The sequence below is a fragment of the Promicromonospora citrea genome (genome assembly GCF_013004695.1).
GTDB classification, from domain to species: domain Bacteria; phylum Actinomycetota; class Actinomycetes; order Actinomycetales; family Cellulomonadaceae; genus Promicromonospora; species Promicromonospora citrea.
In genome coordinates, this window is sequence record NZ_JABEMG010000030.1 from 1 (window position 1) to 26,029 (window position 26,029).

At 74.4% G+C, this 26,029-nt stretch carries 21 protein-coding genes and 1 riboswitch; of the genes, 11 read left to right on the forward strand and 10 right to left on the reverse strand.

Features of this window, described 5'->3' with window-relative positions:
• On the forward strand, window positions 1-844 hold an 844-nt coding region (locus HLB15_RS08330; RefSeq protein WP_171104837.1), incomplete at its 5' end, for an FAD-dependent oxidoreductase.
• Window positions 845-896: 52 nt separating this feature from the next.
• Here HLB15_RS08330 and purH read toward each other — a convergent pair.
• Together purH and HLB15_RS08340 are read right to left on the reverse strand one after the other, a co-directional pair.
• Window positions 897-2,549: a bifunctional phosphoribosylaminoimidazolecarboxamide formyltransferase/IMP cyclohydrolase gene (gene purH / locus HLB15_RS08335; protein ID WP_171104838.1), complete on the reverse strand. Its 1,653-nt coding sequence runs from the start codon at window positions 2,547-2,549 to the stop codon at window positions 897-899.
• A 33-nt stretch (window positions 2,550-2,582) separates the two neighbouring features.
• Window positions 2,583-2,669: riboswitch (ZMP/ZTP riboswitch) on the reverse strand.
• A 56-nt stretch (window positions 2,670-2,725) separates the two neighbouring features.
• The gene (locus HLB15_RS08340) at window positions 2,726-3,769 is read right to left on the reverse strand and encodes an NAD(P)-dependent alcohol dehydrogenase (protein WP_171104839.1); all 1,044 of its coding nucleotides are present in this window, start codon (window positions 3,767-3,769) and stop codon (window positions 2,726-2,728) included.
• A gap of 96 nt (window positions 3,770-3,865) precedes the next feature.
• Between HLB15_RS08340 and HLB15_RS08345 the strand changes: the two genes are divergently transcribed.
• Window positions 3,866-4,456 (forward strand): TetR/AcrR family transcriptional regulator, encoded by a 591-nt coding sequence (locus tag HLB15_RS08345; protein WP_171104840.1) that lies wholly within the window; start codon window positions 3,866-3,868, stop codon window positions 4,454-4,456.
• Window positions 4,457-4,582: 126 nt separating this feature from the next.
• Here HLB15_RS08345 and HLB15_RS08350 read toward each other — a convergent pair whose 3' ends face one another.
• From HLB15_RS08350 to sucC, 5 genes are all read right to left on the reverse strand, one after another.
• Window positions 4,583-5,107 (reverse strand): putative endonuclease domain-containing protein, encoded by a 525-nt coding sequence (locus tag HLB15_RS08350; protein WP_171104841.1) that lies wholly within the window; start codon window positions 5,105-5,107, stop codon window positions 4,583-4,585.
• Between the two features lie 697 nt (window positions 5,108-5,804).
• A complete protein-coding gene (gene purN / locus HLB15_RS08355) occupies window positions 5,805-6,449 on the reverse strand; it encodes a phosphoribosylglycinamide formyltransferase (RefSeq protein ID WP_171104842.1) in 645 nt (214 codons plus the stop codon).
• A 120-nt stretch (window positions 6,450-6,569) separates the two neighbouring features.
• Entirely contained in the window at window positions 6,570-8,168 is a 1,599-nt protein-coding gene (locus HLB15_RS08360; protein WP_189086892.1) for a cell division protein PerM, read from the reverse strand.
• Between the two features lie 191 nt (window positions 8,169-8,359).
• Entirely contained in the window at window positions 8,360-9,256 is an 897-nt protein-coding gene (sucD, locus tag HLB15_RS08365; protein WP_171104843.1) for a succinate--CoA ligase subunit alpha, read from the reverse strand.
• Between the two features lie 39 nt (window positions 9,257-9,295).
• Window positions 9,296-10,465: an ADP-forming succinate--CoA ligase subunit beta gene (gene sucC / locus HLB15_RS08370; protein WP_171104844.1), complete on the reverse strand. Its 1,170-nt coding sequence runs from the start codon at window positions 10,463-10,465 to the stop codon at window positions 9,296-9,298.
• 219 nt (window positions 10,466-10,684) lie between these two features.
• On the opposite strand from sucC, the gene HLB15_RS08375 reads away from it, so the two are divergent.
• From HLB15_RS08375 to HLB15_RS08400, 6 genes are all read left to right on the forward strand, one after another.
• Window positions 10,685-10,894 (forward strand): helix-turn-helix domain-containing protein, encoded by a 210-nt coding sequence (locus HLB15_RS08375; RefSeq protein WP_171104845.1) that lies wholly within the window; start codon window positions 10,685-10,687, stop codon window positions 10,892-10,894.
• On the forward strand, window positions 10,894-11,439 hold the full coding sequence (locus tag HLB15_RS08380) for a Clp protease N-terminal domain-containing protein (protein ID WP_171104846.1): 546 nt from the start codon (window positions 10,894-10,896) through the stop codon (window positions 11,437-11,439). The genes HLB15_RS08375 and HLB15_RS08380 overlap by 1 nt, the downstream gene beginning before the upstream one ends.
• A gap of 145 nt (window positions 11,440-11,584) precedes the next feature.
• Window positions 11,585-15,331, forward strand: coding sequence for a S8 family serine peptidase (locus HLB15_RS08385; protein ID WP_171104847.1), 3,747 nt, complete (start codon window positions 11,585-11,587; stop codon window positions 15,329-15,331).
• Window positions 15,332-15,500: 169 nt separating this feature from the next.
• Window positions 15,501-16,316, forward strand: a complete 816-nt coding sequence (locus tag HLB15_RS08390; RefSeq protein WP_171104848.1) for a DUF4352 domain-containing protein — start codon at window positions 15,501-15,503, stop codon at window positions 16,314-16,316.
• Window positions 16,313-16,939, forward strand: coding sequence for a DUF4352 domain-containing protein (locus tag HLB15_RS08395; protein WP_171104849.1), 627 nt, complete (start codon window positions 16,313-16,315; stop codon window positions 16,937-16,939). Before HLB15_RS08390 ends, HLB15_RS08395 begins: the two co-directional genes overlap by 4 nt.
• Window positions 16,936-17,676 carry a hypothetical protein gene (locus HLB15_RS08400; RefSeq protein ID WP_171104850.1) on the forward strand — a complete coding sequence of 247 codons (741 nt, stop codon included), beginning with the start codon at window positions 16,936-16,938 and terminating at the stop codon, window positions 17,674-17,676. The genes HLB15_RS08395 and HLB15_RS08400 overlap by 4 nt, the downstream gene beginning before the upstream one ends.
• Here HLB15_RS08400 and HLB15_RS08405 read toward each other — a convergent pair.
• Genes HLB15_RS08405 through HLB15_RS08415 form a run of 3 tightly spaced genes read right to left on the reverse strand, consistent with a single transcriptional unit; the run spans window position 17,657 to window position 22,228 of the window.
• Window positions 17,657-18,949, reverse strand: coding sequence for a hypothetical protein (locus tag HLB15_RS08405; RefSeq protein ID WP_171104851.1), 1,293 nt, complete (start codon window positions 18,947-18,949; stop codon window positions 17,657-17,659). The two genes, HLB15_RS08400 and HLB15_RS08405, sit on opposite strands and share 20 nt — an antisense overlap.
• 51 nt (window positions 18,950-19,000) lie before the next feature.
• Window positions 19,001-21,730, reverse strand: coding sequence for a UvrD-helicase domain-containing protein (locus HLB15_RS08410; RefSeq protein WP_171104852.1), 2,730 nt, complete (start codon window positions 21,728-21,730; stop codon window positions 19,001-19,003).
• A gap of 39 nt (window positions 21,731-21,769) precedes the next feature.
• On the reverse strand, window positions 21,770-22,228 hold the full coding sequence (locus HLB15_RS08415) for an FAD synthase family protein (RefSeq protein ID WP_171104853.1): 459 nt from the start codon (window positions 22,226-22,228) through the stop codon (window positions 21,770-21,772).
• 167 nt (window positions 22,229-22,395) lie between these two features.
• On the opposite strand from HLB15_RS08415, the gene HLB15_RS08420 reads away from it, so the two are divergent.
• From HLB15_RS08420 to HLB15_RS08430, 3 genes are read left to right on the forward strand one after another with little or no spacing between them, the layout of a single operon-like run.
• Window positions 22,396-23,058: an arsenate reductase/protein-tyrosine-phosphatase family protein gene (locus HLB15_RS08420; RefSeq protein WP_171104854.1), complete on the forward strand. Its 663-nt coding sequence runs from the start codon at window positions 22,396-22,398 to the stop codon at window positions 23,056-23,058.
• A 41-nt stretch (window positions 23,059-23,099) separates the two neighbouring features.
• Window positions 23,100-24,815, forward strand: coding sequence for a tyrosine-protein kinase domain-containing protein (locus HLB15_RS08425; RefSeq protein ID WP_171104855.1), 1,716 nt, complete (start codon window positions 23,100-23,102; stop codon window positions 24,813-24,815).
• Window positions 24,799-25,926, forward strand: coding sequence for a glycosyltransferase family 4 protein (locus tag HLB15_RS08430; RefSeq protein ID WP_171104856.1), 1,128 nt, complete (start codon window positions 24,799-24,801; stop codon window positions 25,924-25,926). The genes HLB15_RS08425 and HLB15_RS08430 overlap by 17 nt, the downstream gene beginning before the upstream one ends.
• Window positions 25,927-26,029: the final 103 nt, after the last annotated feature.

A 26,029-nucleotide genomic window follows, 5' to 3' on the forward strand; every position in this document is an offset into this window, starting at 1 on the left:
GGGCCCGGTGCCGCTCGGGCGGCAGCTCGGCCGGCGGGTCGGCGGCCTGCTGGCCCCGTGGTACGCGGAGGCGGGGGTCACCCTGCTCACGGACACCGCCGTCGACCAGGTGCTCCCGGCACCCGACGGCGCCCGCACCGTGCTGGCCGACGGGCGCACGCTCGACGGCGACCTCGTGCTCGCGGCGGTGGGCGCGCGGCCGGCGTCGGGCTGGCTGGCGGGCTCGCTGCCGCTCGAGTCCAACGGCGGCCTGCGGGTCAACCGCGCCGGGCGGTTCATGGGCCTGCACGCCCCGACCGACCCGGCGGGCCACCTGCACCTCGACGCCCTGCGCCGGGTGTGGGCGGTCGGCGACGTCGCGACGCGCGAGCACCCGGTGTTCGGGCCGGTCCCGGGCGGCCACTGGTCCGCGGCGCTGCACGACCCCGAGCCCACGGTCCGTGCCCTGCTGGGCCTCGACGAGCGCGCGGCCGAGCCCGAGCACGTGCGCGCCCGCCTGGGGCTCGCGCCCGTGGCCACGCACGCGCCGTACGTCTTCTCGCAGCAGCTCGGGCACGACCTGGCGCTGTTCGGCGTGCCGTCCCCGTTCGACGAGGTGGTGCTGCGCGGCGACCCGGCGTCGGCGGGCGGCTGGGCCGTGCTCTACCTCGAGCAGGCCCTCGACCGGCACCCGCGGCAGACGGCGGACGGCCACCGGGTGGCGACCGTGCGCGCCGTCCTGCTCGTCGACTCGCCGCGCGAGGTGGGCCAGGTGCGCAAGCTGATGAACCGGGCGGTGCCGCTCCAGGTCGACCTGGAGCGGGCGCTCGACCCGGCGGCCAAGTTCAAGGACGCGGTGGTCTGAACCTGGCCGCCGGGGCTGCCTCGGAGCCCGAGCCGCCTCGGTGCGCGAAGTCTCAGTGCGCGAAGTGCCGCGTGCCCGTGAGGTACATCGTGATGCCCGCGGCCTCGGCCGCCTTGACGACCTCCTCGTCGCGGATCGACCCGCCCGGCTGCACGACGGCGGTCACGCCGGCGTCGAGCAGCACCTGCAGACCGTCGGCGAACGGGAAGAACGCGTCCGACGCCGCCACGGCGCCCCGCGCGCGCTCGACCGGGCCCGACTCGCCCTCGGCGAGCGTGTTGGCGCGCTCGACCGACAGCCGGCACGAGTCCACGCGATTGACCTGGCCCATGCCGATGCCGACGGCCGCGCCGTCCTTGGCCAGCAGGATCGCGTTCGACTTCGCGGCCCGCACGGCCTTCCACGCGAACGCGAGGTCGGCGAGCACCTCGGGCGACGCGGCCTCGCCGGTGGCCAGCGTCCAGCTCGCCGGGTCGTCGCCGTCGGCCTGGAAGCGGTCGGTCGCCTGCACGAGCAGGCCACCGGAGATCGGCCGGGTCTCCACCGGGGCCGACGGCGCCTGCGGCACCACGAGCAGGCGCAGGTTCTTCTTGGCCCGGAGGATCTCGAGCGCCTCGGGCTCGAAGGCCGGGGCGACGACGACCTCGGTGAACACCGGCGCGATCTGCCGTGCCGCCGCGGCGGTCACCGTGCGGTTGGCCGCGATGACACCGCCGTAGGCGCTCACCGGGTCCGTCGCGTGCGCCTTGGCGTGCGCGGCGGCGACGTCCTCGCCGACGGCGATGCCGCACGGGTTGGCGTGCTTGATGATCGCGACCGCGGGCTCCTCGTGGTCCCAGGCGGCGCGCCACGCGGCGTCGGCGTCGACGTAGTTGTTGTAGCTCATCGCCTTGCCGTGGAGCTGCTCGGCCTGCGCGAGCCCGGAGGCGCCGTCGCCGCGCGTGTACAGGGCGGCGCGCTGGTGCGGGTTCTCGCCGTAGCGCAGCACGTCGGCGCGCTCCCAGGTGCCGCCCATCCAGGCGGGGAACCCGGTCGAGACGGGCCCGTCGGCGCCGTCCACGACGTCGGTCGGCGACACGACGGAGCCCATCCAGGACGCCACCGCGACGTCGTACGTCGCGGTGTGCACGAACGCGGCGGCCGCGAGCGCCTTGCGCTGGGCGTACGTGAAGCCCCCGGCGCGGACGGCGGTCACGACGTCGTCGTACCGCGCGGGGTCGACGACGACGGCGACCGACGGGTGGTTCTTCGCCGCGGCGCGGACCATGGACGGTCCGCCGATGTCGATCTGCTCGACGACGGCGTCCGGCCCGGCGCCCGACGCGACGGTCGCGGCGAACGGGTAGAGGTTGACGACGACGAGCTCGAACGGCGCGATGTCGAGCTGCGCGAGCTGGTCGAGGTGGTCCTGCTTGCGGGTGTCCGCGAGGATGCCGGCGTGCACGCGAGGGTGCAGCGTCTTGACGCGGCCCTCCAGGCACTCGGGGAAGCCCGTGAGCTCGTCGACGGGGGTGACGGGGATGCCCGCGTCGGCGATCCGCGACGCGGTGGAGCCGGTGGAGACGAGCTCGACACCGGCCTCGTGCAGCGCGGTGGCGAGCTCGACCAGGCCGGTCTTGTCGTAGACGCTGAGCAGCGCGCGCCGCACGGGGCGCTGCGAGTCGTCGGTGAGCTGGACGTCAGGGGTGGACGGGGCGCCGGACATGGCGGTTCTCCTCGGAGGTAGCTTCGCGGAAAACCCTGGCACCCAGGCGGGCGGCGCGCATCACGGGTCGCTCGGCCGCTCCCCGGTGGTGCACCACCCTCGCCAGTCACGGCCGGGGGCAGTCTAGCGGGCGACGGGTCGGGGCCGCCGGGCCGTCCGCCCGACGGCCCCCGGCGTCACGCGGCCGGCAGGTCGGAGAGGTCGAGCACGAACCGGTAGCGCACGTCGTTCGCGGCGAGCCGGCGCAGCGCCGTCGACACCTGCGCCGAGGGCAGCACCTCGACGTCGGCGGTGATGCCGCGCTCGCCGCAGAAGTCGAGGAGCTCCTGCGTGCGCGGGCGCCCACCGCTGCCTGCCGAGGCGAGGCTCTTGCGGCCGATGAGCAGGTCGAGGGTCTCGAGCTCGACGGGCCCGAGCCAGCCGAGCGACACGAGGGTGCCGTCCAGGGCGACGAGCCGCAGCAGCTGCCCGAGGTCGTGCCGCGCCGAGATGGTGTCGAGGAGCAGGTCGATCGTGCCGGCGGCGCGGGCGAGGTCGGCGTCGTCGGTGGTGACCACGACGTCGTCGGCCCCGAGGGCGCGGGCGTCGTCCGCCTTTCCGGGCGTGCGGGTGAGCACGACGACGCGTGCGCCCAGCGCGGCGGCGAGCCGCACCGCGAGGTGCCCGAGCCCCCCGAGCCCGGCCACGCCGACGGTCATGCCCGGCCCGGCAGCCCACCGGCGCAGCGGCTCCCAGACGGTGACCCCGGCGCAGAGCAGCGGGGCCACGGCCGCCGGGTCGAGGTTCGTGGGCCGGTGGTAGACGAAGTCCTCGCGCGCCACGTACTCGCCCGAGTACCCGCCGAGGGTCGTCGACCCGTCGTGCCGGTCACGGCCGCCGTAGGTCAGCGTCGGGAACTCCTCGCAGAAGTTCTCCTGCCCCGCGCGGCACATGGCGCACGTGCCGCACGAGTCGACGATGTTCCCGACGGCGACCTGGTCGCCGACGACGAACCGGGTCACGGCGTCGCCGACGCCGACGACCTCGCCGACGAACTCGTGGCCCGGGACGAGCAGCCCGTCACCCTCGTGGGCGTGCAGGGAGGACACGTCGGTGTAGCAGACGCCGCAGTACGTGACGCGGACCGCGACGTCGTCCGGGCGCAGGTCCCGGCGCTCGACGGTGCGGAGCGTGAGCTCCTCCTCGGAACCCTGTGCGCCGTAGGCGCTGGTGGTGCGCAAGACTGACTCCCTCAAACAAACAGACTGTTCTGTCTGTTTGGACACTACGGCAGCCCGGCCCCGCCCGGCAAGCGGGTCGGCGGGTATCCTCGCCACGTGCCCGACAGGAAGCCCCCGACCGCTCGCGGCGCGGCGACGTGGCACCGCATCCTCGAGGCCGCGTACGCCGAGTTCGCCCAGTTCGGGTTCGCCGGCGCCCGGATCGAGCGGATCACGAGCGCCGCCCGCACCAACAAGGCGCAGCTCTACGGCTACTTCGGCACCAAGGACGCCCTCTTCGACGCCGTGCTCGCCGAGTCGTTCCGGCAGATCATCGACCTCGCCACGATCGACGCGTACGACCTGCCCGGCTGGGCGGTGCGCCTCTACGACGAGTACCTCGCGCACCCCGACATCGTGCGGCTGGCGACCTGGACCCGGCTCGAGCGCCGCCCGCAGGGCTACCTCGTCGACGAGTCCGACCGGCAGGACGCCGAGAAGCTGGCCGCCATCGCCGCCGCCCAGGAGGCCGGCGTCGTGCGCGAGGGCGACCCCTTCGACGTCATGACCCTGGTGATCTCGATGTCCATGGCCTGGTCGCCCGTGAGCACCGTGTACGCGGCGCACCCCGGCGAGGACGCGGCGGACCACGACCGACGGCGGGCGCTCCTGCGCGACGCCGTCCGGCGGGCGGTCGCGCCATCCTGAGGCGCGGCCCGCCAGGCCGAGCAACGACGTGGCCCAGCCGACCGTCCGGCCGTGGATGATCCCCACCCCACTTCGAACCCGACGTTTCTCGGCTTTGAGGGCCTCGAAAGCCGAGAAACGTCGGGTTCAAAGTCGACCGGGCGCGATAGTCGGCACACCGAGGCGTACCGGTTTGCCGTCGTCCGGGTAGCGGCCGGGCCGCCACCCCGCGGCGCGCAACAGGGCGGCGATCTCCCCGGCCATCGACGTCCGGACATCGCGGGCGGTGAATCTCAGCAGGCGCGACCCGCCCGCCGTGACGAGGCCGTTCTGCCGCGCCCTGTCGCGGTAGACGGCGTCCGGTGCACCGTGCACCGCCGCGCCGTCGATCTCGACGAGCAGCCAGGTGCCGTCCGGTAGCAACCACGCCAGGTCGATCCGGCCCAGGTGCGCACCACCAGACCCGAGGATGTCGAGCTGGAGAGCGTCCGGCCCGATGCCGGCGTCCAGGCACGCGAGCCGTGCCCGGGACTCGAGCGGCGACTCGGCCCGCCCGTCGGCAAGCTGCCACCACGGGTGCGCAGCCTGGATACCGCGGTGGCCGCGCGCGAGGTCGTGCGCCTGGGCGAGCTCCACGGGGGTCGCGGCCCGCGTCCGCAGCAGATCGTCCATCACCGCGACGGCGTCCTCCCGACACATCTGCCCGATGCCGAGCGACAGCGCATCGATGACACTCGCGATCTGCCAGTCCCCCGCGAACCGCGTCGCGGCCGTTGTGCTGACCGTGCGGAACGTGACGCCGTCGCGATCCCGTCGCCACCGCCCATCCGGCGGCACGACCTCGGGGCGGATCGTCCGCGGCAGTCCCTGCACCCGGTACAGAGCCAGCGCGCACAGGCCGACGGCGGTCGACCCCGGACCGCCGGCGAGCAGACCGACCCACGCCGGGCGCCGGCGCAGGTGGTCCAGCGAACCTGGCCCGACCGCTGCGACGCAGGCACGACATCCGTGTCGAACACCCCTCGGGTCACTCGGATCAGGCGGCCCTGCCGAACCAGGCGGTACCGCCAGTCCGCGTCGACGCCGGCCTCGTCCAATTGCCTGCCGGAGACGAGCCGCTCCTGCCGGGAAGCGATGATGTCCACCGTGACCGGCAGAGGCTTGAGGGGACGCACCGCCCTAGTGTGGCGCCCATCAGCCACCATCACCCATCAAGAGCACCGCCCTGTGGACAACCGCCTCCAGCACGCGTCGAGCACCGCACACCGACCCACTTTTGAACCCGATGTTTCTCGGCTTTGAAGGCACCCAAAGCCGAGCAACATCGGGTTCAAAGACGAGGAGGAGGGACGGCGAGCAACGCCCGCGGTCAGCGGCCGATCGTGGCTCGGCGGCCCGTGACGTAGAGGCCCTCGCGGGCGACGCGGCCGACCGTCTCCACCAGCAGGGCGCGCTCGGCGACCTTGATGCGCTCGGTGAGGGTCGGCTCGTCGTCGCCGTCCTGCACGGGGACCGCCACCTGGGCGAGGATCGGGCCGGTGTCGACGCCGTCGTCGACCAGGTGGACCGTGCAGCCGGTGACCTTGACGCCGTGGGCGAGAGCGTCGCGGACGCCTTGCGCGCCCGGGAAGCTCGGCAGCAGCGCGGGGTGCGTGTTGATCATGCGGCCCTCGAAGCGCCGCACGACCTCGGGCGCCAGGATGCGCATGAACCCTGCCAGGACCACGTAGTCGGGCTGGAACACCGAGACCGCCTCGAGCACACCGGCGTTCCAGGCCGTGCGGTCCTCGAAGTCCTTCATGGCGACGACGGCGGACGCGACGCCGGCGTCCCGCGCCAGGTCGAGCGCTCCGGCGTCGGGCCGGTCCGAGACGACGCCGACGACGCGCGCGCCGTAGGCCGGGTCGCCGTGCGCCGCGAGGAGGGCCGCGAGATTGGAGCCGCCGCCCGAGGCGAGGACCACGAGGCGCTTGGCGGAGCTGGACTCGACGGAGTGACCGGAGGGCGTCTGCACGGCGAACAGCCTACGTCGTCGGGGCCCGTGGTCTCCGGCGCCGACCGGGCCGACCTCCACGCCGACGGCTCGGTCCGGCGTCGACGGAGAGCTGACCGCCGGGCGGCCGGGCCGGCGGGGTCAGTCGGCGTGCGCCTCGTCGGCTCCCGCCGCGACGTCCGGGGCGGCCGAGCCGCTTCCCCCCTCGTCCAGCGCGGCCAACCCGGGAGCCTCGTCGGCGCCCGGCGTCCGGTCCGACGCCGCGCCCTCCGCATCGCCCCCGCCCCCGCCCGGTCCCGCGGCGCGCCCGCCCGGCCCTGCACCGTCGGCGGCCCCGTCCGGCTCCCCGCCGTCAGCGGCGCCGAACAGGCCCCCGACGCCGACGGTGTGCCGCGCGTCCTCCGCGCGGTCCCGCACGCGCTCGAGCACACCCGAGGCGTCCACCTTGGCGCCGACCAGCACCGCGACGGCCCCTGCGACCACCTCCCCGGCGATGAGCCCCGCGGACGCCAGCGGGTTCGCGCCGACCTCCGACAACCGCCCCGGCCCGCCCGCACCCGCGGCGACCCACTGCCCGGCCAGCATGAGCACGCCGGGCGTGAGGAGCACGCCGGCGAGCACCCAGGCGACGTCGGGCCAGCGCACCAGCTCCGGCTCGAGGCGCCGCCACGCGAACAGCCCGGCCGCGACACCGCACGCGACCACGAGCACCGGCGCCCACGCGCTGACCGCGTTGGCCCAGTCCTCGCCCGGCAGCGCGCCGAGGATCGGGATCGCCGGGAGGGGTCCGGAGATCGTGCCGAACGGCGTGAAGCTCGTGCCCTCGCCGACCGCGAAGCCCGCCCCGGCGAGCCAGGAGGCCGCCCAGAGCACCAGGTTGGGCAGCAGCGCGAGCTGCGCCACGGCGAACACGATGCCGCCGGTCCAGCCGGGTTCGAGGGCGGTGATGATGTCGGACGACGTCGCCCGGCCCGCCACCGCCCACGCCACGACGAGCAGGGCCGACGCGCCCACGAGCAGCGCCGTCGCCAGCGTCCCGGCACGCAGGCCGAGCCGGAGCGTCGCGGGGACGAGGTCCCGGCCCGTGCGGCGCAGGGCGAAGGCCTCCGCGCGCTCGCCCAGGGTGCCGGGTCCCGGCGCACCGGGGCGGGCGAGGAGCCCCAGGCCGGTGCCGAGCCCGCCCAGGACCAGCCCGCCGACGGCCGCGAGGGCGAGCGACCAGCCGGGCGCGCTGCCGGCGAGGAGAGCGACGCCCGTCGTGCCCGCCGCGTACGCGAGCGTGCCTGCGGCCCAGCAGCGCAAGGTCGTCACCGCGAACCGCTTGGCCGACGCGTAGACGGTGAACAGCGCGAGCACCGCGATGCCGAGCGGGGCGAGGGAGACGGTGACGTCGTCGGCGGTGAGCGGCACGCCGTGCCCGAGGAGCCACAGGCCCGCGGCGATCTCGACGGCGGAGCGGACCTGCACGGCGTCCGCGGCGCCGTCGGCGGGGGCGGCCTGGGCCGCCGTCCCGACGAGGTAGGCGACGACGGCCGGCAGCACCACGACGGCGAGGGACAGCACGAGCGCCTGCGCCGACGCGAGGACGCCGGTGACGAGCTGGGCGAGGGGCGACGGCCCGGCCGGCGGGGCGGGCTCGTCGACCAGCCGGCTCCGCCGGGCGGCCGGCCTGCTCGCCGGACGGCTCGTCCGGGCGCCCGGGGCGCGAGGGGCGGTGGTCGGTCGGGGTGGCGCACTCACGCCCTCATCTTCACCCGCTGCCGCGTGTCACACGGGGGACCTGGCTCGGCGCGCCCCGGGTGAACCTGACCGGATATCACGGTCGGGTATGGATCTGGCGGGACGGTCTGGGGTAAAAGCCCGGTTCGCCGCGCGACGAGGCCCCTCCCCCCGGCGCGGCCGGGGCGAGGGGCCTCGTTGTCAGAGCGAGATCAGAGCGACTGCAGGATCTCGCGCATGAGCGCAGCGGTCTCGGACGGCGTCTTGCCGACCTTGACGCCGACGGCCTCGAGGGCCTCCTTCTTGGCGGCCGCGGTGCCGGACGAGCCGGACACGATCGCGCCCGCGTGGCCCATCGTCTTGCCCTCGGGGGCGGTGAAGCCCGCGACGTAGCCGACGACCGGCTTGGTGACGTGCTCCTTGATGTACGCGGCGGCACGCTCCTCGGCGTCGCCGCCGATCTCGCCGATCATCACGATCGCCTTGGTCTCCGGGTCGTTCTCGAAGGCCTCGAGCGCGTCGATGTGCGTGGTGCCGACGATCGGGTCACCGCCGATGCCGATGGCCGTCGAGAACCCGAAGGCCTTGAGCTCGTACATCATCTGGTAGGTCAGCGTGCCCGACTTGGACACGAGGCCGATCGGGCCCTTGCCCGTGATGGTGTGCGGCGTGATGCCGGCCAGCGACTCGCCCGGGGTGATGATGCCGGGGCAGTTCGGGCCGATCATGCGGGTCTGCTTGCCGTCGAGGTACGACCACACCTCGGCCGTGTCCTGGACCGGCACGCCCTCGGTGATGACCACGAGCAGGCCGATGCCCGCGTCGATGGCCTCGATGCACGCGTCCTTCGTGAAGGCAGGGGGCACGAAGACGACGGAGACGTCCGCACCGGTCTCGGCCATGGCCTCCTTGACCGTGCCGTACACCGGCAGGGTCACGTCCTCGCCCGCCTGGTCCTTGTGCGTGACCGTGGTGCCGGCCTTGCGGGCGTTGACGCCGCCGACGATCTGCGCGCCGGAGTCCAGCATCAGGGCGGTGTGCTTGGCACCCATGCCGCCCGTGATGCCCTGGACGATGATCTTCGAGTCCTTGTTCAGGTAGATCGACATTGTTGTGGAGTCTCTGCTTTCGAAGTCTTCAGCGGGCGATCAGGCGGCGGCAGCCTTGGCGGCGGCGAGGTCGGCGCCACCGTCCATGGTGTCGGCGAGGGTGACGAGCGGGTGGTTGCGCTCGTTCAGGATCTGGCGGCCCAGCTCGACGTTGTTGCCGTCGAGGCGGACGACCAGCGGCTTGGAGGCCTCGTCGCCGAGGATGTCGAGCGCGCCGACGATGCCGTTCGCGACCTCGTCGCACGCGGTGATGCCGCCGAAGACGTTCACGAACACCGACTTGACCTGCTCGTCGTTCAGGATGACGTCGAGACCGTTCGCCATGACCTGCGCGTTGGCACCGCCGCCGATGTCGAGGAAGTTGGCGGGCTTGACGCCGCCGTGCTTCTCGCCCGCGTAGGCGACGACGTCGAGGGTCGACATGACCAGGCCCGCGCCGTTGCCGATGATGCCGACCTCGCCGTCGAGCTTGACGTAGTTGAGGTCGTTCTCCTTCGCCTTGGCCTCCAGCGGGTCGGCCGCGGCGGAGTCCTCGAGCTCGGCGTGGTCCGCGTGGCGGAAGCCGGCGTTCTCGTCGAGCGTGACCTTGCCGTCGAGGGCCACGATGTCGCCGTCCTCGGTGCGGACCAGCGGGTTCACCTCGACCAGCGTGGCGTCCTCGGCCTTGAACACCGTCCAGAGCTGCTGGATGACGGCCGCGACCTTCGCCTTGACGTCCTCGGCGAAGCCGGCGGCGTCCACGATCTCGGCGGCCTTGGCCTCGTCGATGCCGACGGCCGGGTCGACGGCGATGCGGGCCAGCGCCTCGGGGCGCTCGACGGCGAGCTGCTCGATCTCCATGCCACCCTCGACGGAGCACATGGCGAGGTAGTTGCGGTTGGACCGGTCCAGGAGCACGGAGAAGTAGAACTCCTCGGCGATCTTGGCGCCCTGGGCGATCATCACGCGGTGCACGGTGTGGCCCTTGATGTCCATGCCGAGGATCTCGGAGGCCTTCTCGGCAGCCTCCTGCGGCGAGTGGGCCAGCTTCACGCCGCCCGCCTTGCCGCGCCCACCGGTCTTGACCTGGGCCTTCACGACGACAGTACCGCCGCCCAGCTTCTCGGCGCCTTCGCGAGCCTCCTCGGGGGTCGTCGCGACAACCCCGCCCAGCACGGGCACGCCGTGCTTCTCGAAGATGTCGCGCGCCTGGTATTCGAACAGGTCCACCCTGCTGCGTCCTTCCATCGGGATGCGGCTCGGACGTCGTGTCGCCCGGAGCCCGGCTGAAGCGATGTCTCGACGTCAAGACATCCCGGTACAGCGTAGCCCTGGATCGCCGGTGCTTCCGAACGAAGCGGCGGTATTCCGCGCCTGTCCGCGTGGCGGTCACCACACCGTTGTCAACCATGGTTGACAACAGCCCGGTGTGTCAACCATGGTTGACACATGACCGAGCAAGCACTCGCCGCATCCGCCGCCGGGGACGACCCCGCCGAGGGCCTGCGCGCCGTCCGGGCCCTGCGCGAGCTGGCCGACCGCCTCGAGGTGCTCCAGGTCGAGCGCGCGCGGCGGCTCGGCTGGTCGTGGCAGGACGTCGCCGACGCGCTGGGCGTCTCCCGGCAGGCGGTGCACAAGAAGTACAACCGGAGGATCTGATGTTCGAGAAGTTCACGAAGGACGCCCGGGCCGCCGTCACCGAGGCCCTCCAGGTGGCCATGGAGACCCACAGCGACCAGATCGACGGCCGCCACCTGCTCGTCGCGCTCGCCGAGCGGCCCGGTCCGGCCCGCGACGCGCTGAGCGGGGCGGGCCTCGACCCCGCCGACGTCGGCGCGCGGGCCCGCGCGAGCATCACGGAGGGCGAGGCGCTCGACGCCGAGGTGCTGGCCGGCGTCGGCATCGACCTCGCCGAGGTGGAGCGGCGCACCGAGGCCTCGTTCGGCGAGGGTGCGCTGACCCGCGCCCGCCGGATGCTGCGGCGACGGCGCCGGCAGGTCCCCTTCCGGCCCGACGCCAGGAAAGGACTCGAGCTCGCGCTCCGCGAGGCCGTGCGGCTCGGCTCGCGGGAGATCACCGGCGGGCACGTGCTGCTGGGGCTGACCCGGGACGACGGCTCTCCCGCCCGGCGCGTCCTGGTCCGGGCCGGGGCCGACGTCGACCGGGTGCGGCAGCTCGCGGAGGGGACGGCGGAGGCCGCCTGACGCCGCCGCGACCGGCCGACTGTCGTCCGGAACCTGCCACCTGACCGGTATCGGCCAGGATTCCGACCCTCTGTAACCTCCGCGAAACCCACCGGTCCGGCACCCCCGGTTAGGAAATGGGCACGTTCTCTCGAAAGGGACTTCTGTGCTCTCCATCTCCACCCCTGTCCGGGGGCTCGTCGCCGCAGGAGTGACGGCCGCCCTGGCGGTCGGTGCCGGGTCGGCGACGGCCGCGGTACCCACCACCCCGGGCGGCCCCGGCGCGCCGGGCGGCACGACGGCGGCGTTCCCGCCGTCGGCCCCCGGCTCGCGCAGCGTCACGCTGATCACCGGCGACACCGTCACCGTCGCGACGACGGCGGACGGCACGACCGTCACGAACGTCGCCGGTCCCGACGGCGCCCCCGCGTCCTACACCCGCACCGTGCGGGACGGCCGGACCTACGTCTACCCGGACGCCGCGCTGTCCTACGTGACGGCAGGCGCGCTCGACGACCGCCTGTTCGACGTCACCCGGCTCCTCGAGCACGGGTACGACGCCGCCGACACGCTGCCGCTGATCGTCCGGTACTCCGCGGCGGCGGCACGGTCGCGCGCCGCCGAGCCGCTCGACGGGGCCGACGTCGTGCGCGCGCTGCCGAGCGTCGACGGCGCGGCCGTCACGGCCGACCGCGACGAGGCGGCCGCGTTCTGGGCCGACCTCACCGAGCCGGAGGCCGGCGCCCGCGGCACGGGCGAGCCCGGCTTCGCGCACGGCATCGAGAAGGTCTGGCTCGACGGCCCGGTCACCGCCGACCTCGCCGAGTCGACCGCCCAGATCGGCGCACCCGAGGTGTGGGCCGCCGGCAACACCGGCGAGGGGGTCGACGTCGCGGTGCTCGACTCCGGCATCGACCCGAACCACCCCGACCTGGCCGACCAGATGGCCGCGGCGGAGACGTTCGTCGAGGGTGAGAGCTTCATCGAGGACTACGCGGGCCACGGCACGCACGTGGCGTCGACGATCGCCGGCACGGGCGCCGCGTCCGGCGGCGTCGAGCGGGGCGTCGCGCCCGGCGCGCGGCTGCACGTCGGCAAGGTCCTGGACAGCGACGGCCGGGGCCAGGAGTCCTGGATCATCGCCGGCATGGAGTGGGCCGCCCGCGACCAGGACGCCCGTGTGATCAACATGAGCCTGGGCGGCGCGCCCGCCGGCGTGGACGACCCCATGGCGGTCGCGCTCGACGAGCTCACGGCCGAGACCGGCGCGCTGTTCGTCACCGCGGCGGGCAACTCGGGCCCGCGCACGATCGGCACGCCGGCGATCGCCGACTCGGCGCTCACCGTGGGCGCCGTCGACTCCTCCGACGCGCTCGCCGAGTTCTCCAGCACCGGCCCCGCGCTCGACGGCGGCATGAAGCCGGAGGTCAGCGCGCCCGGCGTCGACATCCTCGCGGCCCGCTCGCAGCTCGTGCGCGGCTCCGGGGACTACGTGACGATGAGCGGCACCTCGATGGCCGCCCCGCACGTCGCGGGCACGGCGGCGCTGGTCGCGGCCGAGCACCCGGACTGGACGGCGGAGCAGATCAAGGAGGCGATCGTCAGCACGGCGGCCGCCACGCCGGAGTTCACCGCGTACGAGACCGGCAGCGGCCGCGTCGACGCCGTGGCCGCCGTCGGCGCGACGGTGTTCGGCACCGCGACCGCCGGGTTCGGCGTCCACGCGTGGAGCGAGGAGCCGACCGGGCCGGAGTCGAAGCCGATCACGTACACCAACCTGGGCGACGAGCCGGTCGACCTGGACCTCACGATCGACGGGCCGGTGCCCGAGGGCTTCCTCGCGCTGTCCGCGGACTCGGTCACGGTGCCGGCGCACGGCACGGCGTCGGTGGAGCTCACGGCCGACCTGTCGCTCCTGCCGGCCGAGGCGGTGCTCGACGCGCGCGTCGTGGCGACGGACGGCACCGGCACGGTGCGTGCCCGGACGCTGACGGGGGCGAGCCGCGAGGGGCAGCGGCAGACCCTCACCGTCACCGTGAAGGACGACGAGGGGCGGCCGGCGAGCGGCAAGCTGGTCATCACCTCGGACGAGATCTTCGCGGGTGCCGACCTCGACGAGACCGGCACGGCCTCGCTGGAGCTGCCGGTCGCGAGCTACAGCGGCTGGCTGACCGTCGACGTCGAGGGCGCCCACGGGCCGGGCTCGCGCGGCGCGGCCCTGCTCAGCTTCGTCGACGTGGACCTCGGCGAGGACCGCTCGGTCGTGCTGGACGCGCGGGAGGCGGTCCAGGTCGAGGCCGTCGTGCCGCAGGAGACCGACCCCGCCGCGATGCGGCTCGACATCCTGCGCTCCTACCCGAACGGCGGGCTGACGGCGAGCTCGAACTTCCCCGGGGCGGAGTACGACAGCCTGTGGGCGCTGCCCACGGACCGGGAGACGACCGACGGCCTGTTCGAGTTCGGCACGTGGCTCCGCCTGGAGCAGCCCGCGCTCACGATCGACGCGGGGCGCACCGAGCTGGGCGACCTGCGCGTGAAGCGTGGCTCCGCGCCGCTGCCCGCCGGGCGGCGGACGCTGCCGGTGGTCGAGGTCGACGGCGTCGCCGACCTCGCGCAGGCGGCGAATGGCGGCCCGGGCCACGGGCCGAAGCCGCCCGCGGTGAAGGGCAGCGCCGTCGTGGCGCACGCGAGCACGGTCGAGGAGGTCGCGCCGCTCGCGGACGCGGCCGCCGACGCCGGGGCGCGCCTCCTGCTCGTCGTGCACGACGGCGTCGGCCGCCTGGCGCCGTGGGACGAGGCCCCGTGGATCCCGGGCGGCCCCGCGCCGCTGACCGTGGCCACGCTGACCTCCGGTCAGGGTGACCGGCTGGAGCGGTCGCTCGACGGCCGCCGGCCCGCGGTCACGGTGACGTCGAGCCCGACGACGGAGTACGCGTACGACGTCGTGCACCACTGGGAGGGCGGCGTGCCCGCCCGGCCGACGTGGACGTCGTCGAAGCGGGACCTCGCGCGGGTCGACGTCGCGTTCCTGCACGACGAGCCGGGTCCGGCGCTCGAGTCGCGGTTCGACCTCTGGCACGGCTGGACCGCGGGCAACCAGCTCCCGGCGCCCGCGCAGGGCGAGCGCACGGACTGGGTCGACGCGGACACCACCTGGACCCAGAGCGCGCACCTGCCGGGCGAGATGAGCCAGACGGCGATCGACCTGCTGACGTACGAGCCCCGCACGACGAGCGAGGTGACGTTCTTCGGGCCGATCCTGCGGCCCCGCATGGGCGAGCTGGACCTGCAGCCGATCCGCTACCTCGACCAGATGTACGTCGCGGTGCCGGGCTGGGGCGACTCCGGGTCCGGGCACGTCGGCGTGACCGGCGGCGGCAACACCGACGTGCGCAACTGGGCGGCGCTCTACCAGGGCGACACCCAGCTGCTCTGGGGCAACGCGGAGTTTCTGCCGGTCACCGGCCTGGCCGACGAGGAGCTGCCGTACCGCGTGGTGGTGGACAACGACCGGGCGGACTGGACCGGCACGTACTCGACGCACACGTACACGGAGTGGACGTTCACGTCGAGCGCGTCGGGCCCGGACGCCGCCGAGCCGCTGCCGCTCGTCCAGCTCGACTACGCCGTCGACACCGACGCCGCGGGGCGTGCCGCTCGCTCGGCCCGGCTGTCCGTGACGCCGTCGCACATGACGGGCATCGCGGCCACGGTGGGTCGGCCGACGGTCGAGGTGTCGTACGACGACGGCGCCACGTGGCGCACGCTGGCTCTGACGCGGGACCACGGCGCGTGGTCGGGCCGGCTGGCGGCGCCGAAGGGCGCACGGTTCGTCACGCTGCGCACGTCGGTCACGGACAGCGAGGGCAACGGCGTCACCCAGACGCTGACCCGCGCGTTCGGCCTCCGCTGACGCCCTGAGGCGCCGCGCGCCGCGCCCCCGCCGCGCCCGCGCCGACCCAGCGATCGTGCCCGGATCCGGCCCTGGATCCGGGCACGATCGCTGGGTTGCGGGAGCGACGGCCGGGAACCACGAGCGGTTCGCCCGGAACGTCCCTTGTGCACCGCTACGATCGTGGGCCATGAAGCACGCCCGCAACGACGGACCCGACCTCGCGTTCCGCCTCGGACGGCGCGTGGTCACGGCGGTCGTCGACGACATGTCGACGGTGCAGCGCGTCGGGGTCGGCGTCGCCGGGGCCCTCGTCGCCCTCACCCCGTTCGGCGCGTGGAGCGAGGCCCAGGCGCAGGCCGACCCGCTCATCCCGGGCACCGCGGTCGAGGTGGGCCCGTTCGAGCTGACGGTCGAGAAGGCCGCCGTCGCCGACGAGCTCGGCTGGCTCGTGCCCGAGCCGGGCAACCACATGCTCGCCGTGGTCGTGGACGTGACCAACACCGGCGACGTGCCGGAGTACTCCACCACGCTCGCCGACGCCGTCCCGGCGCCGCGGGGTGTCGGCATCGTGCCGGAGGAGCCGCTCGGCAACCTGGGCGGCGACCTCCTCGCCGAACCTGACGCGGCGATCGGCACGGAGCCGGAACCGGACGCGGCGCCGGACACCCCGGCAGGCACGGCGCCCGCCGACCCGAGCCCCGCGCCCGAGGACCCCGAGCTCCCCTCCCCCACCGTCGTCAACATCGCGGACGGCACGAGCCGCAGCGCCCTCAACCCCGGCGTGCCCTACCGGCTCGCGCTGATCTGGGAGCAGAGCGGGGACTTCGCGGGCGCGAGCGTGCCGGTCGAGATCGCCGGCCTCGACTGGGTCGAGGAGGACTTCGCCGGCCTGGACGACGGCCACTGGAGCGTCGGCGAGGTCGCCTTCGCGGGCGACGTCGCCGTCGAGCAGGCGAGAGAGGCCGACGACGAGGCCGCCGCGCCCGGGGCGGCGCAGCCGTGAGGCACGGACGCCGCCGGGTCACGTGGCGGGGCACCGCGCTGGTCGTCGGCGCGGTCACGGCGGGCTGCGCGCTGGTCACGGCCCTGCCGCTGGACAGCGGGGTGGACGACCCGTTCGTCGTCGAGGGCGCGGTCGGCGAGACGCTCGACCTCGACTACGCCGAGCTCACCGTGACGGACGTGCGCGTCGCGGACACGGTCGCAGGCTTCGCCGAGACCGCGCTGGCCGGTGGCACGTTCGTCGTCGTCGACGTGACCTGGCGCGCCACGCAGCAGGCGACGACCTTCGCCGGGGCCGAGATCACCGACGCGCGGGGCCGTCGGTACTGGCCGGCGGCGCTCGGCGACTGCGCGGTGTCGGTGAGCACCCAACCCGGCTACGCCTGGCACGCCACCTACTGCTTCGACGTGCCGCAGGAGGCCCTGGCGGGCGCGACGGTGCGGCTCGCGCGCGGCAGCCAGAGCGAGGAGTACGCGGAGCAACGGCGGGACGCGGTCGCCGTCGTCGGCCTGGGGATCACGGCGGACGAGGCGCCCGCGCTGTGGGAGGCGACCGAGACGGTGACGCCCGAGCCGCAGGGGTTCGCCACCCCGGCCACGACAGGCGAAGGAGACGAGGGATGACCACGCTGGTGACCCCGGCGGTGCCGGGGCCGGGCGGGGAGCACTACCCGCGGCAGCCCGCGCCCGGTCTGCCGCCGGGCCGTCCGCCGGGCATGCTGCCCGGCTCGGTCCCGCCGGGGCCGCCGTCGCGCGCCCCGCGCAGGGGCTGGTGGCGGCGCAACGCGGTCTGGCTGCTGCTGCTCCCGCTCGCGGTCGTGGTGGCGGCGGGCGCGTCGTCGTTCCGCGTCTGGGCGTTCTGGTGGCCGACCGGCCTGCACGAGGAGGTCGACCGGGTGGCGCAGGGCGGGGTGGCCCACCTCACGAGCGAGTACCTGGACCTGTGGTCGACCGTGCCGGGGCGTGCGGGCACCACGGTGGTGCGCGAGGTCGACGTGACGGTGACGGGCGTCGAGCAGGTGACCGCCCTCCCGGCGCCCCTGTACGGCGACCCGACCCCGATCCCCGAGGGCTCCGCCGCGTACGCGGTGCGCCTGCACCTCGCCGCCGAGCCGCAGACCGACCTGCTGGGCTGCCAGGTGGTCCTCGTGGCCGACGACGGCACCCGCTACGGCGAGGACACCTCCGACGCGTTGACCGGCACCCTCAACCGCTGCCTGCCGGCCGACGCGGAGGACTCCCTCAGCGTCGAGCCCGCGTGGGACGTCACGTCGTACGTGCTCGTCGACCCGGGCGTCACGGTCGCGGAGGTGTGGCTCGCGTTCGGCGGGCCCGAGTACGTCACGATCGACCTGCCGTGACGAGGCGGGCCTCCTCGGCCTCCTCCTCGCGGACGGCGAGGCCGCGCTCGACGAGCCGCGCGACGGTCGCCGCCACGAGGGGTGCGGCGAGCGCCAGCGAGAGGGCGAGGCCCGCCGCCGCCTCCATCGGGCTGAACGCGAGCCAGGTGTCGCTCGGCACGGGGCCCGTCACGGTGCGCACCAGCCAGCCGACCGCGTACGGCGCCCGCATGACCACGAGGTAGCCGAGGCAGAACACGAGCATCGGCCCCAGGCCGCCGACCCGGATCATCCGCAGGCCGTCCCAGAGCGCCGCGAGGCGGGCGCGGACGTCCTCGGTGAGCGACTCGAGCAGCGAGCGCAGCCCGGCCGGGAGCCAGGTCATGCGGTCGAGCCAGCGGTGCTCGGTGGACGGCGGCTCCATGAGCCGGTGCCCGAGCACGACGGCGCCGATCGCGAGCCAGGCCAGCGGCGCGACGACGACGACGTCGAGCGAGTCGAGGACGGTGCCCGCGCCGTCGACGACGAAGGTCGCCACCGCGCCCCCGGTCTCGCCCACGGCCTCGCGCGCCGACCCGATCGTGCCGGTCGCCGCGGCGACGAGCTGCCTGCCCTCCGCGACGTTCCAGAGCCCCGCCTGCACCCGTTCGATCTGGGTGGCCGCCTGGTTGGTCCAGTAGATCTCGATGAGCGCGCCGAGCACCGCGATGCCGACGAAGCCGACCCGGCCCTCGAGCCGGCCGAGGAGCCAGCGCAGGGCGAACGCGGCGGCGATGATCGCGATCAGCGTCCAGCCGGACCAGATGCCGAGGCGGGCGACGAAGTCGACGCCCTCGGCGGTGAAGGTGTCGTTGAACAGCTCGTCCGCGGCCGCCTCGTTGGCGAACCGCGCCTGGTCGGCGTCCATGAGGCCCTCGACCTCGTACACGACGAGGAACGGGACCAGCACGGACAGCGCGATGTCGATCAGGCGCCGCTCACGCTTCTCGGACGGCATCGTCGGCGCACGGTGGCCGGTGAGCAGCCCGGGGACGGTGTCCGCCGGGCCCGGCGCCGGCTCGGGACACAGCACCGGCAGCGACGCGCGGCACACCCAGAGCATGCCGATCACGGGCAGGAGGTAGCCGAGCGGGCTCAGGATCAGCAGGGCCTGGCCGACGGTCGAGTTCCACTGGCTGAGCTCGACCGCGCCCCACATCGCGCCGTTGCGCACGGCGACGCCGAGCAGCCCGAGCGTCAGCAGCGCGGGCCAGTGCGCCAGGAACAGGCGGCCGGCGGAGACCAGGATCCTCATGGCGACACATAGTGGCCCATATCGGACGACGAGCGCCAAAGGGCCCGCCGGTCAGAGCTTCGTGATCGCCGTGTACTTCAGCGCGATGCGCTTGGTGCCGTTGGTGCCGAAGTCGATCTTCACGACGGCGTTCGCCTCGACGTCCACGACCGTGCCGAGCCCGTACGAGTCGTGCGTGACGCGGTCGCCGATCTCCAGGCTGGGGATGTCCTTCTGGACCGAGATGCCGCCGAACCCGCCCGAGGCGCCCGCCTTCTTGCGCTGCGGGGAGAACGGGTTGGCCTGGCCGCCCGACGACACCGACCCGCCCCGCGAGCCCGTCGTCGCCGCCCGGCCGGACCCGGAGTCGCCGCGGCCCGAGCCGTAGCCGCCCTGCCCCCGGCCGGGCCCGCGGCCGGCGCCGTACCCGCCCGAGCCGTACCCGCCGCCCCAGCCGCCGCGTCCGCCCCGGATGGCCGCCGTCGACGACTCGCGCCGCCGCCAGTCCCACAGCTCCTCCGGGATCTCCTGGAGGAACCGGCTCTCGGGGAACTCGTTGGCCATGCCGAACGCCGCGCGGGTCGAGGACCGCGTCACGTAGAGCCGCTCCCGCGCCCGCGTGATGCCCACGTAGGCGAGGCGGCGCTCCTCGGCGAGCTCGTCGTCGTCGTGCAGCGAGCGCATGTGCGGGAACGTGCCGTCCTCCATGCCGGTGAGGAAGACGACGGGGAACTCCAGCCCCTTGGCGGTGTGCAGCGTCATCAGCGTGATGACGCCCGGGTCCTCGCGGGGGGCCTCCTCCGCGGCACCGTCGGCGACGTCCTCGTCGGGGATCTGGTCGCTGTCCGCGACGAGCGACACCCGCTCCAGGAAGTCGGCGAGCGAGCCCTCCGGGTCCGTCTCGCCGAAGTCGACGGCGACGGCGTGCAGCTCGGCCAGGTTCTCGACACGGCCCTCGTCCTGCGGGTCGTCGCTCGCGCGCAGCTCGGCGAGGTACCCCGTCCTGTCGAGCACGGCGCCGAGCACCTCCGCGGGCGCCGCGCCGTCGTCGACCAGCGCGCGCAGCTCGCGCATCATGTCGCGGAACGCGAGCAGCGGCTTGAGCGAGCGGGTCGTCATGCCGGGGATCTCGTCGGCGCGCTCGAGGGCGGTTCCGAAGGAGACGCGCTCCCGGTCGGCGAACGTCGCCACCAGCGACTCGGCCCGGTCCCCCAGCCCGCGCTTGGGCACGTTGAGGATGCGGCGCAGGTTCACGTCGTCGTCCTGGTTGGACAGCGCGCGCAGGTAGGCGATCGCGTCCTTGACCTCGCGGCGCTCGTAGAACCGCGTACCGCCCACCACCTTGTACGGCAGGCCGACGCGGACCAGCACCTCCTCGAGCGCCCGGGACTGGGCGTTGGTGCGGTAGAAGATCGCGACGTCGCCCGGGCGCACGCCCTCGGTGTCGCCGAGCCGGTCGATCTCGTCGGCGACGAAGCGCGCCTCCTGGTGCTCGTCGTCCGCGACGTAGCCGACGATCTTGGCGCCGGCACCCGAGTCGGTCCACAGCCGCTTGGGCGTGCGCCCGGCGTTGCGGGAGATGACGGCGTTCGCCGCGCTGAGGATGTTCTGCGTGGAGCGGTAGTTCTGCTCCAGCAGGATCGTCGTCGCCTCGGGGTAGTCCTGCTCGAACTCGAGGATGTTGCGGATCGTCGCACCGCGGAACGCGTAGATGGACTGGTCGGAGTCGCCCACGACGGTGAGCTCCGCCGGGTCCAGCCCCGTCTCCTCGGACGTGCCGACGCCCGCCAGCTCCCGCACCAGCGTGTACTGGGCGTGGTTGGTGTCCTGGTACTCGTCGACCATGATGTGCCGGAACCGGCGCCGGTAGTGCTCGGCGACGTTCGGGAACGCCTGGAGCAGGTTCACCGTCGTCATGATGATGTCGTCGAAGTCGAGGGCGTTCGCCTGCGCGAGGCGGGCCTGGTACCGGGTGTAGACGTCGGCCAGCACCTGGTCGAACTTCGGCGTGGCGGCGTTGCGCTCGTCCGCCGACTGCCCGCCCCAGGGCCTGCGGATGCCGCCCTCGGGCGCGGCCTGCGCCTCCTGCTCGGCGTACGCCCGCGCCTGCTGCGCGTAGGTCTCCGGGTCGACCAGCTCGTTCTTGAGGTCGCTGATCTTGTTCGACAGACCGCGCGCCGGGTACTTCTTCGGGTCGAGGTTGAGCTCGCGCGTGACCAGCGTGATGAGGCGCTGGCTGTCCGCCGCGTCGTAGATGCTGAAGCTCGACCGGAGCCCCAGGTGCGCCGCCTCACGGCGCAGGATGCGCACGCACGCCGAGTGGAACGTCGACACCCACATGCGGCCGGCGGACGGCCCGACCAGGCCCTCGACGCGCTCGCGCATCTCCGCGGCCGCCTTGTTGGTGAACGTGATCGCGAGGATCTCGCCGGCGCGCGCACGGCCCGTGGCCAGCAGGTAGGCGATGCGGTGCGTGAGCACGCGCGTCTTGCCCGAGCCCGCGCCCGCCACGATGAGCAGCTGCCCGCCCTCGTGCACCACGGCGGCACGCTGCTGCGGGTTCAGCCCGGCCAGCAGCTCCTCGGGGTCGAGGTGCGCGTAGGCGCCCCGCGCCCGCGGCGCCTCCGACTCGTGCGGCAGGCCCGCCAGCCACTCCGGCTCCGCGGGCAGCGCCGCCTCGCCCGGGTCGCCGTCCGGCGCTTCGTCGTCCCAGCGGGGCGCGGTGCTCGGCAGGCGTGCCCCGTCACCCGGCGCGGCGGGTTCGAGGCCGGGCAGGGACAGGCTGTCGAAGAGGGAAGTCATCGCCCCCAAGCCTAGGCGCCGCCACCGACATCCCGTGCCTCAGCCGCGCGCGGCCTCCTGCGCCGGCGCGCCCGCGGACGTGCCGTCCAGGAGGTCGAGCGCGCGCCGCAGCTTGGTGCTCGACGTGTGCACCGTGTAGGGGAAGTAGACGACCTCGACCCCCACCTCGGCGAACCGGCGCTCGAGGTCGCGGCCCTTGGCCGTGCCCTTCCAGTCGTCACCCTTGAAGAAGACGTCGAACCGCCGCCTGCGCCACGTCTCGATCTTGTCGGGCTGCGTCTCGACGAAGACCTCGTCGACGAACTCGATGTGACGCACGATCTCCGCGCGCTCGATCACCGGCACCACGGGGCGGCGGCCCTTGGCCAGCTCGAGCATGGCGTCGTCCACCACACCGGCGACCAGGTGGTCGCAGTGGTCCTTGGCGTGCCGGAGGACATTGAGGTGCCCCACGTGGAACAGGTCCCAGGCGCCAGGCGCGTAACCCACCACTGTCATGGCAGGAAGGCTAGGAGCGCTCCCGCCGCGATGGGATGCCCAAGGGGCCTCGGGAGCGGGTGAACGTGCAGTTCACCCGCTGCCGGTCAGATACGCAATTCACCCCGCTCGGGTGACTTTCGGGTGAAAGCGCACCGAACGGCCGCTCGTGGACATAGCGTCGCGGCATGCTTGGCACCACCATGTCGACGTCGGTCCTTGCCGTGTGCACGGGGAACATCTGTCGTTCCCCCGTCCTCGCGCGCCTGCTCACGGCCCGGACCGACGGCACCGTCCGCATCAGCAGCGCAGGCGTGCGCGCCCGCAGGGGCGAGCCGATCGAGCCGCGCATGGCGAGCCTCCTGCAGGCGCGCGGCCTCGACACCGGCCCGTTCACCGCGCACCAGCTCACCGCCGACGCCATCCGCTCGGCGACCGTCGTCATCACCATGACCCGCGCGCAGCGCGCCGCGGTCGTGCGGGCCGTCCCCGAGGCCGTGCGCCGCACCTTCACGCTGCTGGAGCTCGCGCACGTGCTCAGCACGTCGCCCGGCGCCCGCTCGGCCTCGGACGACGCCGCGCGCTGGGCGCAGGTCCCCGAGCTCGTGAGCCTCGAGCGCCTGAACCACCCGGCACTCACGCGCGAGCTCGACATCGAGGACCCCTACGGGCGCAGCGAGAAGGTCTACCGCCGCGTCTTCGAGCGGATCACGTCGGCTACCGACACGGTCTGCGGGGTGCTCGGCACCGGCAGGCAGCCCTGGCTCCTGGGCAGCAAGCCACCCCGGTCCGGTCCGCTGCCCGTCGCGCAGCCGCAGCCGCGCCACTCCTCGAGCCTCGGCCGGCTCTGACCGCTGACGACACAGGCCGGACGACTACAGGGAGGCAGGACGTGGAACTGGTCGAGTACGCGAACGTGCTGCGCAGGCGCTGGGCGGTGATCGTGAGCGTCGCGCTCGCCGGAGCGCTCGCCGCCTTCGGCTGGGCCTGGTCGACGCCGCCCTCCTACACCGCGACGGCGAAGGTCTACGTCTCGCTCAACACCGGCGAGTCCACCAGCGACCTGCTGCAGGGCTCGACGTACGTGAAGAACCTCATCGAGTCCTACGCGGCGCTCACCGACATGCCGGTGGTGCTGGACCCGGTCGCCGCGGAGCTCGGGGACGTCACCGGGCGGCAGCTCGCCAAGGCTGTCACGGCCGACTCCCCGCTCAACACCTCGATCATCGAGATCAAGGTCGAGGACGGCGACCCGGAGCGCTCGGCGCTCATCGCGAACGCCGTCGCCGACCAGCTCTCGTCGACCGTCGTCGACCTGTCGCCCGAGACGCCCGGCGGCGGCCAGGCCATCGCGGTGACGGTGGTGTCGTCGGCCGAGGTGCCGCAGTACCCGTCGGCGCCCCGCACGCGCCTGCTCACGGCAGCGGGCGGCGCCGCGGGCCTCGCGCTCAGCGTGGTGCTCGTGCTGCTCTGGGCCGTGCTGGACACCCGTATCCGGTCGGCCAGCGACCTCGAGCTCGTCTCGGAGGGCGCAGGCCTGCTCGGCTCCATCCCGGTGGCCAAGCGGAAGCTGGCCCGGGTCCCGGCCACGCAGGACCCGCTGAGCACCCGCGCGGAGGCGTACCGGCGCGTGCAGACGAACCTCTCCTTCGTCGACGCGACGACGCCGGCCCGCGTGCTCGTGGTGACGTCGAGCGTGCCCGGCGAGGGCAAGTCGACGACGGCGATCAACCTCGCCTCCACCTTCGCCGAGAGCGGCAGCAGCGTGCTGCTGGTCGACTGCGACATGCGCCGGCCGTCGGTCGCCACGTCGCTGGGGCTGGAGGAGGCCGCGGGCCTCACCACGGCCCTGGTCGGGCGGGCCGCGATGGCCGACCTCGTCCAGCGGTACGGGCCCGGCGAGCTCGACGTGCTCCCGGTCGGGCCCATCCCGCCCAACCCGCACCAGCTCATCGCGTCGCAGGCCACGCAGGACCTCGTCGCGACCGCCCGGGCGGAGTACGACGTCGTCGTCATCGACGCGCCACCCCTCCTGCCGGTCTCCGACGCCGCCCTCCTGGCCACCATGGCCGACGGCGTCGTGGTCGTCGCGGGCGCCCGGCGCGTGCGCAGGCAGCAGCTCGCCCAGGCCCTGCGGGCCCTCGCGGGCGTCGAGGCGCGCGTGCTCGGCTTCATCCTGACGTTCGCGCCGCGGTCCGGCCCGGACGGCACCTACTACGGCTACAGCACCCGACGACGGCGGTGGCCGCGCCTGCTGCCCGGCTCCTCCCGGCAGCACGCGCCGCTCAGCCTGCCGACCGGGGCGATCCGCGCCGTGCCCGCCCCCGGCACCGGGGCCGCTGCGCCGGCGTCCGGCCGGGCGCCCGGTGTCGTGCCGGGGCCGGGCGGGATCCCGGGCGTCGACGGCCGCAGGCCGCCCGCCGACGCGGGCAACGCCGCACCCGCGTCCGGCGCCCCGCCGGCCCCGCGGACCGCGCCGCCGGCGCAGGCCGTCGCGGCCGACCTCACCGGACCGAACGCCCCGACCCTGCGGCTGAAGCCGGCGGGCATGCCGCCGGCCATCCCGCCCGTGATCGAGCTGGGGACCGCCGATGAACGTGCCGGGTGACGCCCGACCGCGTGACGCACGCGTCTACAAGACACTCCGCACCGCGCACCTCGAGCGCGCCCTGGCCCTGCCGCCGGCCGACATCCTCTACCAGGACAGCCGCTACGACTTCGACGAGGACCTGGTCGGCCGCGTGCGGCCGGAGCAGGTCGGCGACCTCCGGTGCGCGTGGCTCGTCGCCCGGCGCGGCTACCGGATCGTCGAGATCAACGAGCCCGCCGCCATCGACTGCGTGCGCCGTGCGGCCGCCGTCGTGCTCGCGCTCGCGGTGAGCGACGTGCTGCGGCGCCGCCGCACCCGGGTGGTCACCTACGCGATCGGCAACATCGACCCGCGCGCGCTCCCCCGTCCGACGGCCTGGTGGCCCCGCCTCGGCCGCGCGCTCGACCTGCTGCTCGCCCGCTGGGTCTGGCGGCGCACCGACCGGGTCGCGTTCGGCACCGAGACGTCACGGCAGCTCTACGGCAGCGTCTTCGGCCTGGCCGGACGACGCCGGCCGCACTGGACCACCATCGAGGCCCTGCCCGCCCCGTGCGACTGCGTCCCCGCGGGCGCCACGCCCGACAAGGCACCCGGCCGCATCCTGTTCCTCGGTGACCTCTCGCCCCGCAAGGGGTTCGACGCGGTGCTCGCGGCCTGGGGTGCCGTGCGACGCCGTCTGCCCGGCGCCGTGCTCACCGTGGTGGGCCGCGGCGCCCTGCTGGACCGGGCGTACGAGACGGCCCGGGCCGACGACCGCGTGCGCGTGATCGCCGACCCGCCCCGCGACGTCGTCCACGCGGAGCTGCGGCGGGCGTCGGTCGTGGTGCTGCCGTCACGGCGGCAGGGCGCGTGGCGCGAGCAGGTCGGGCTGCCCCTGGTCGAGGGCCTCGCGCACGGTTGCACGGTGGTGACCACCGACGAGACCGGCATCGCCGACTGGCTGGAGCGCGCGGGCCACGGCGTGATCCCCGCCGGCTCCCTCGCGGAGCTGCTCGCTCCCGTGCTGGCGGAGGCGGCGGCCCACCCGCTCGACCCGGAGTCCGTGCGCGCGTCGCTGCCCAGCCAGGACTCGCGCCTCGAGGCGGACGCGTGGTTGTTCGCCCGCGAGGTCATCGCGGCGCCGGCGTGAGGTCTCGGTGGGGCGGTGGTCCCGCCTGGTCGTCGCCGGGAATCACTTTTCATCCCGCCGTTTCTCGGCTTTGAGGCCCGTCAAAGCCGATTAACGTCGGGTT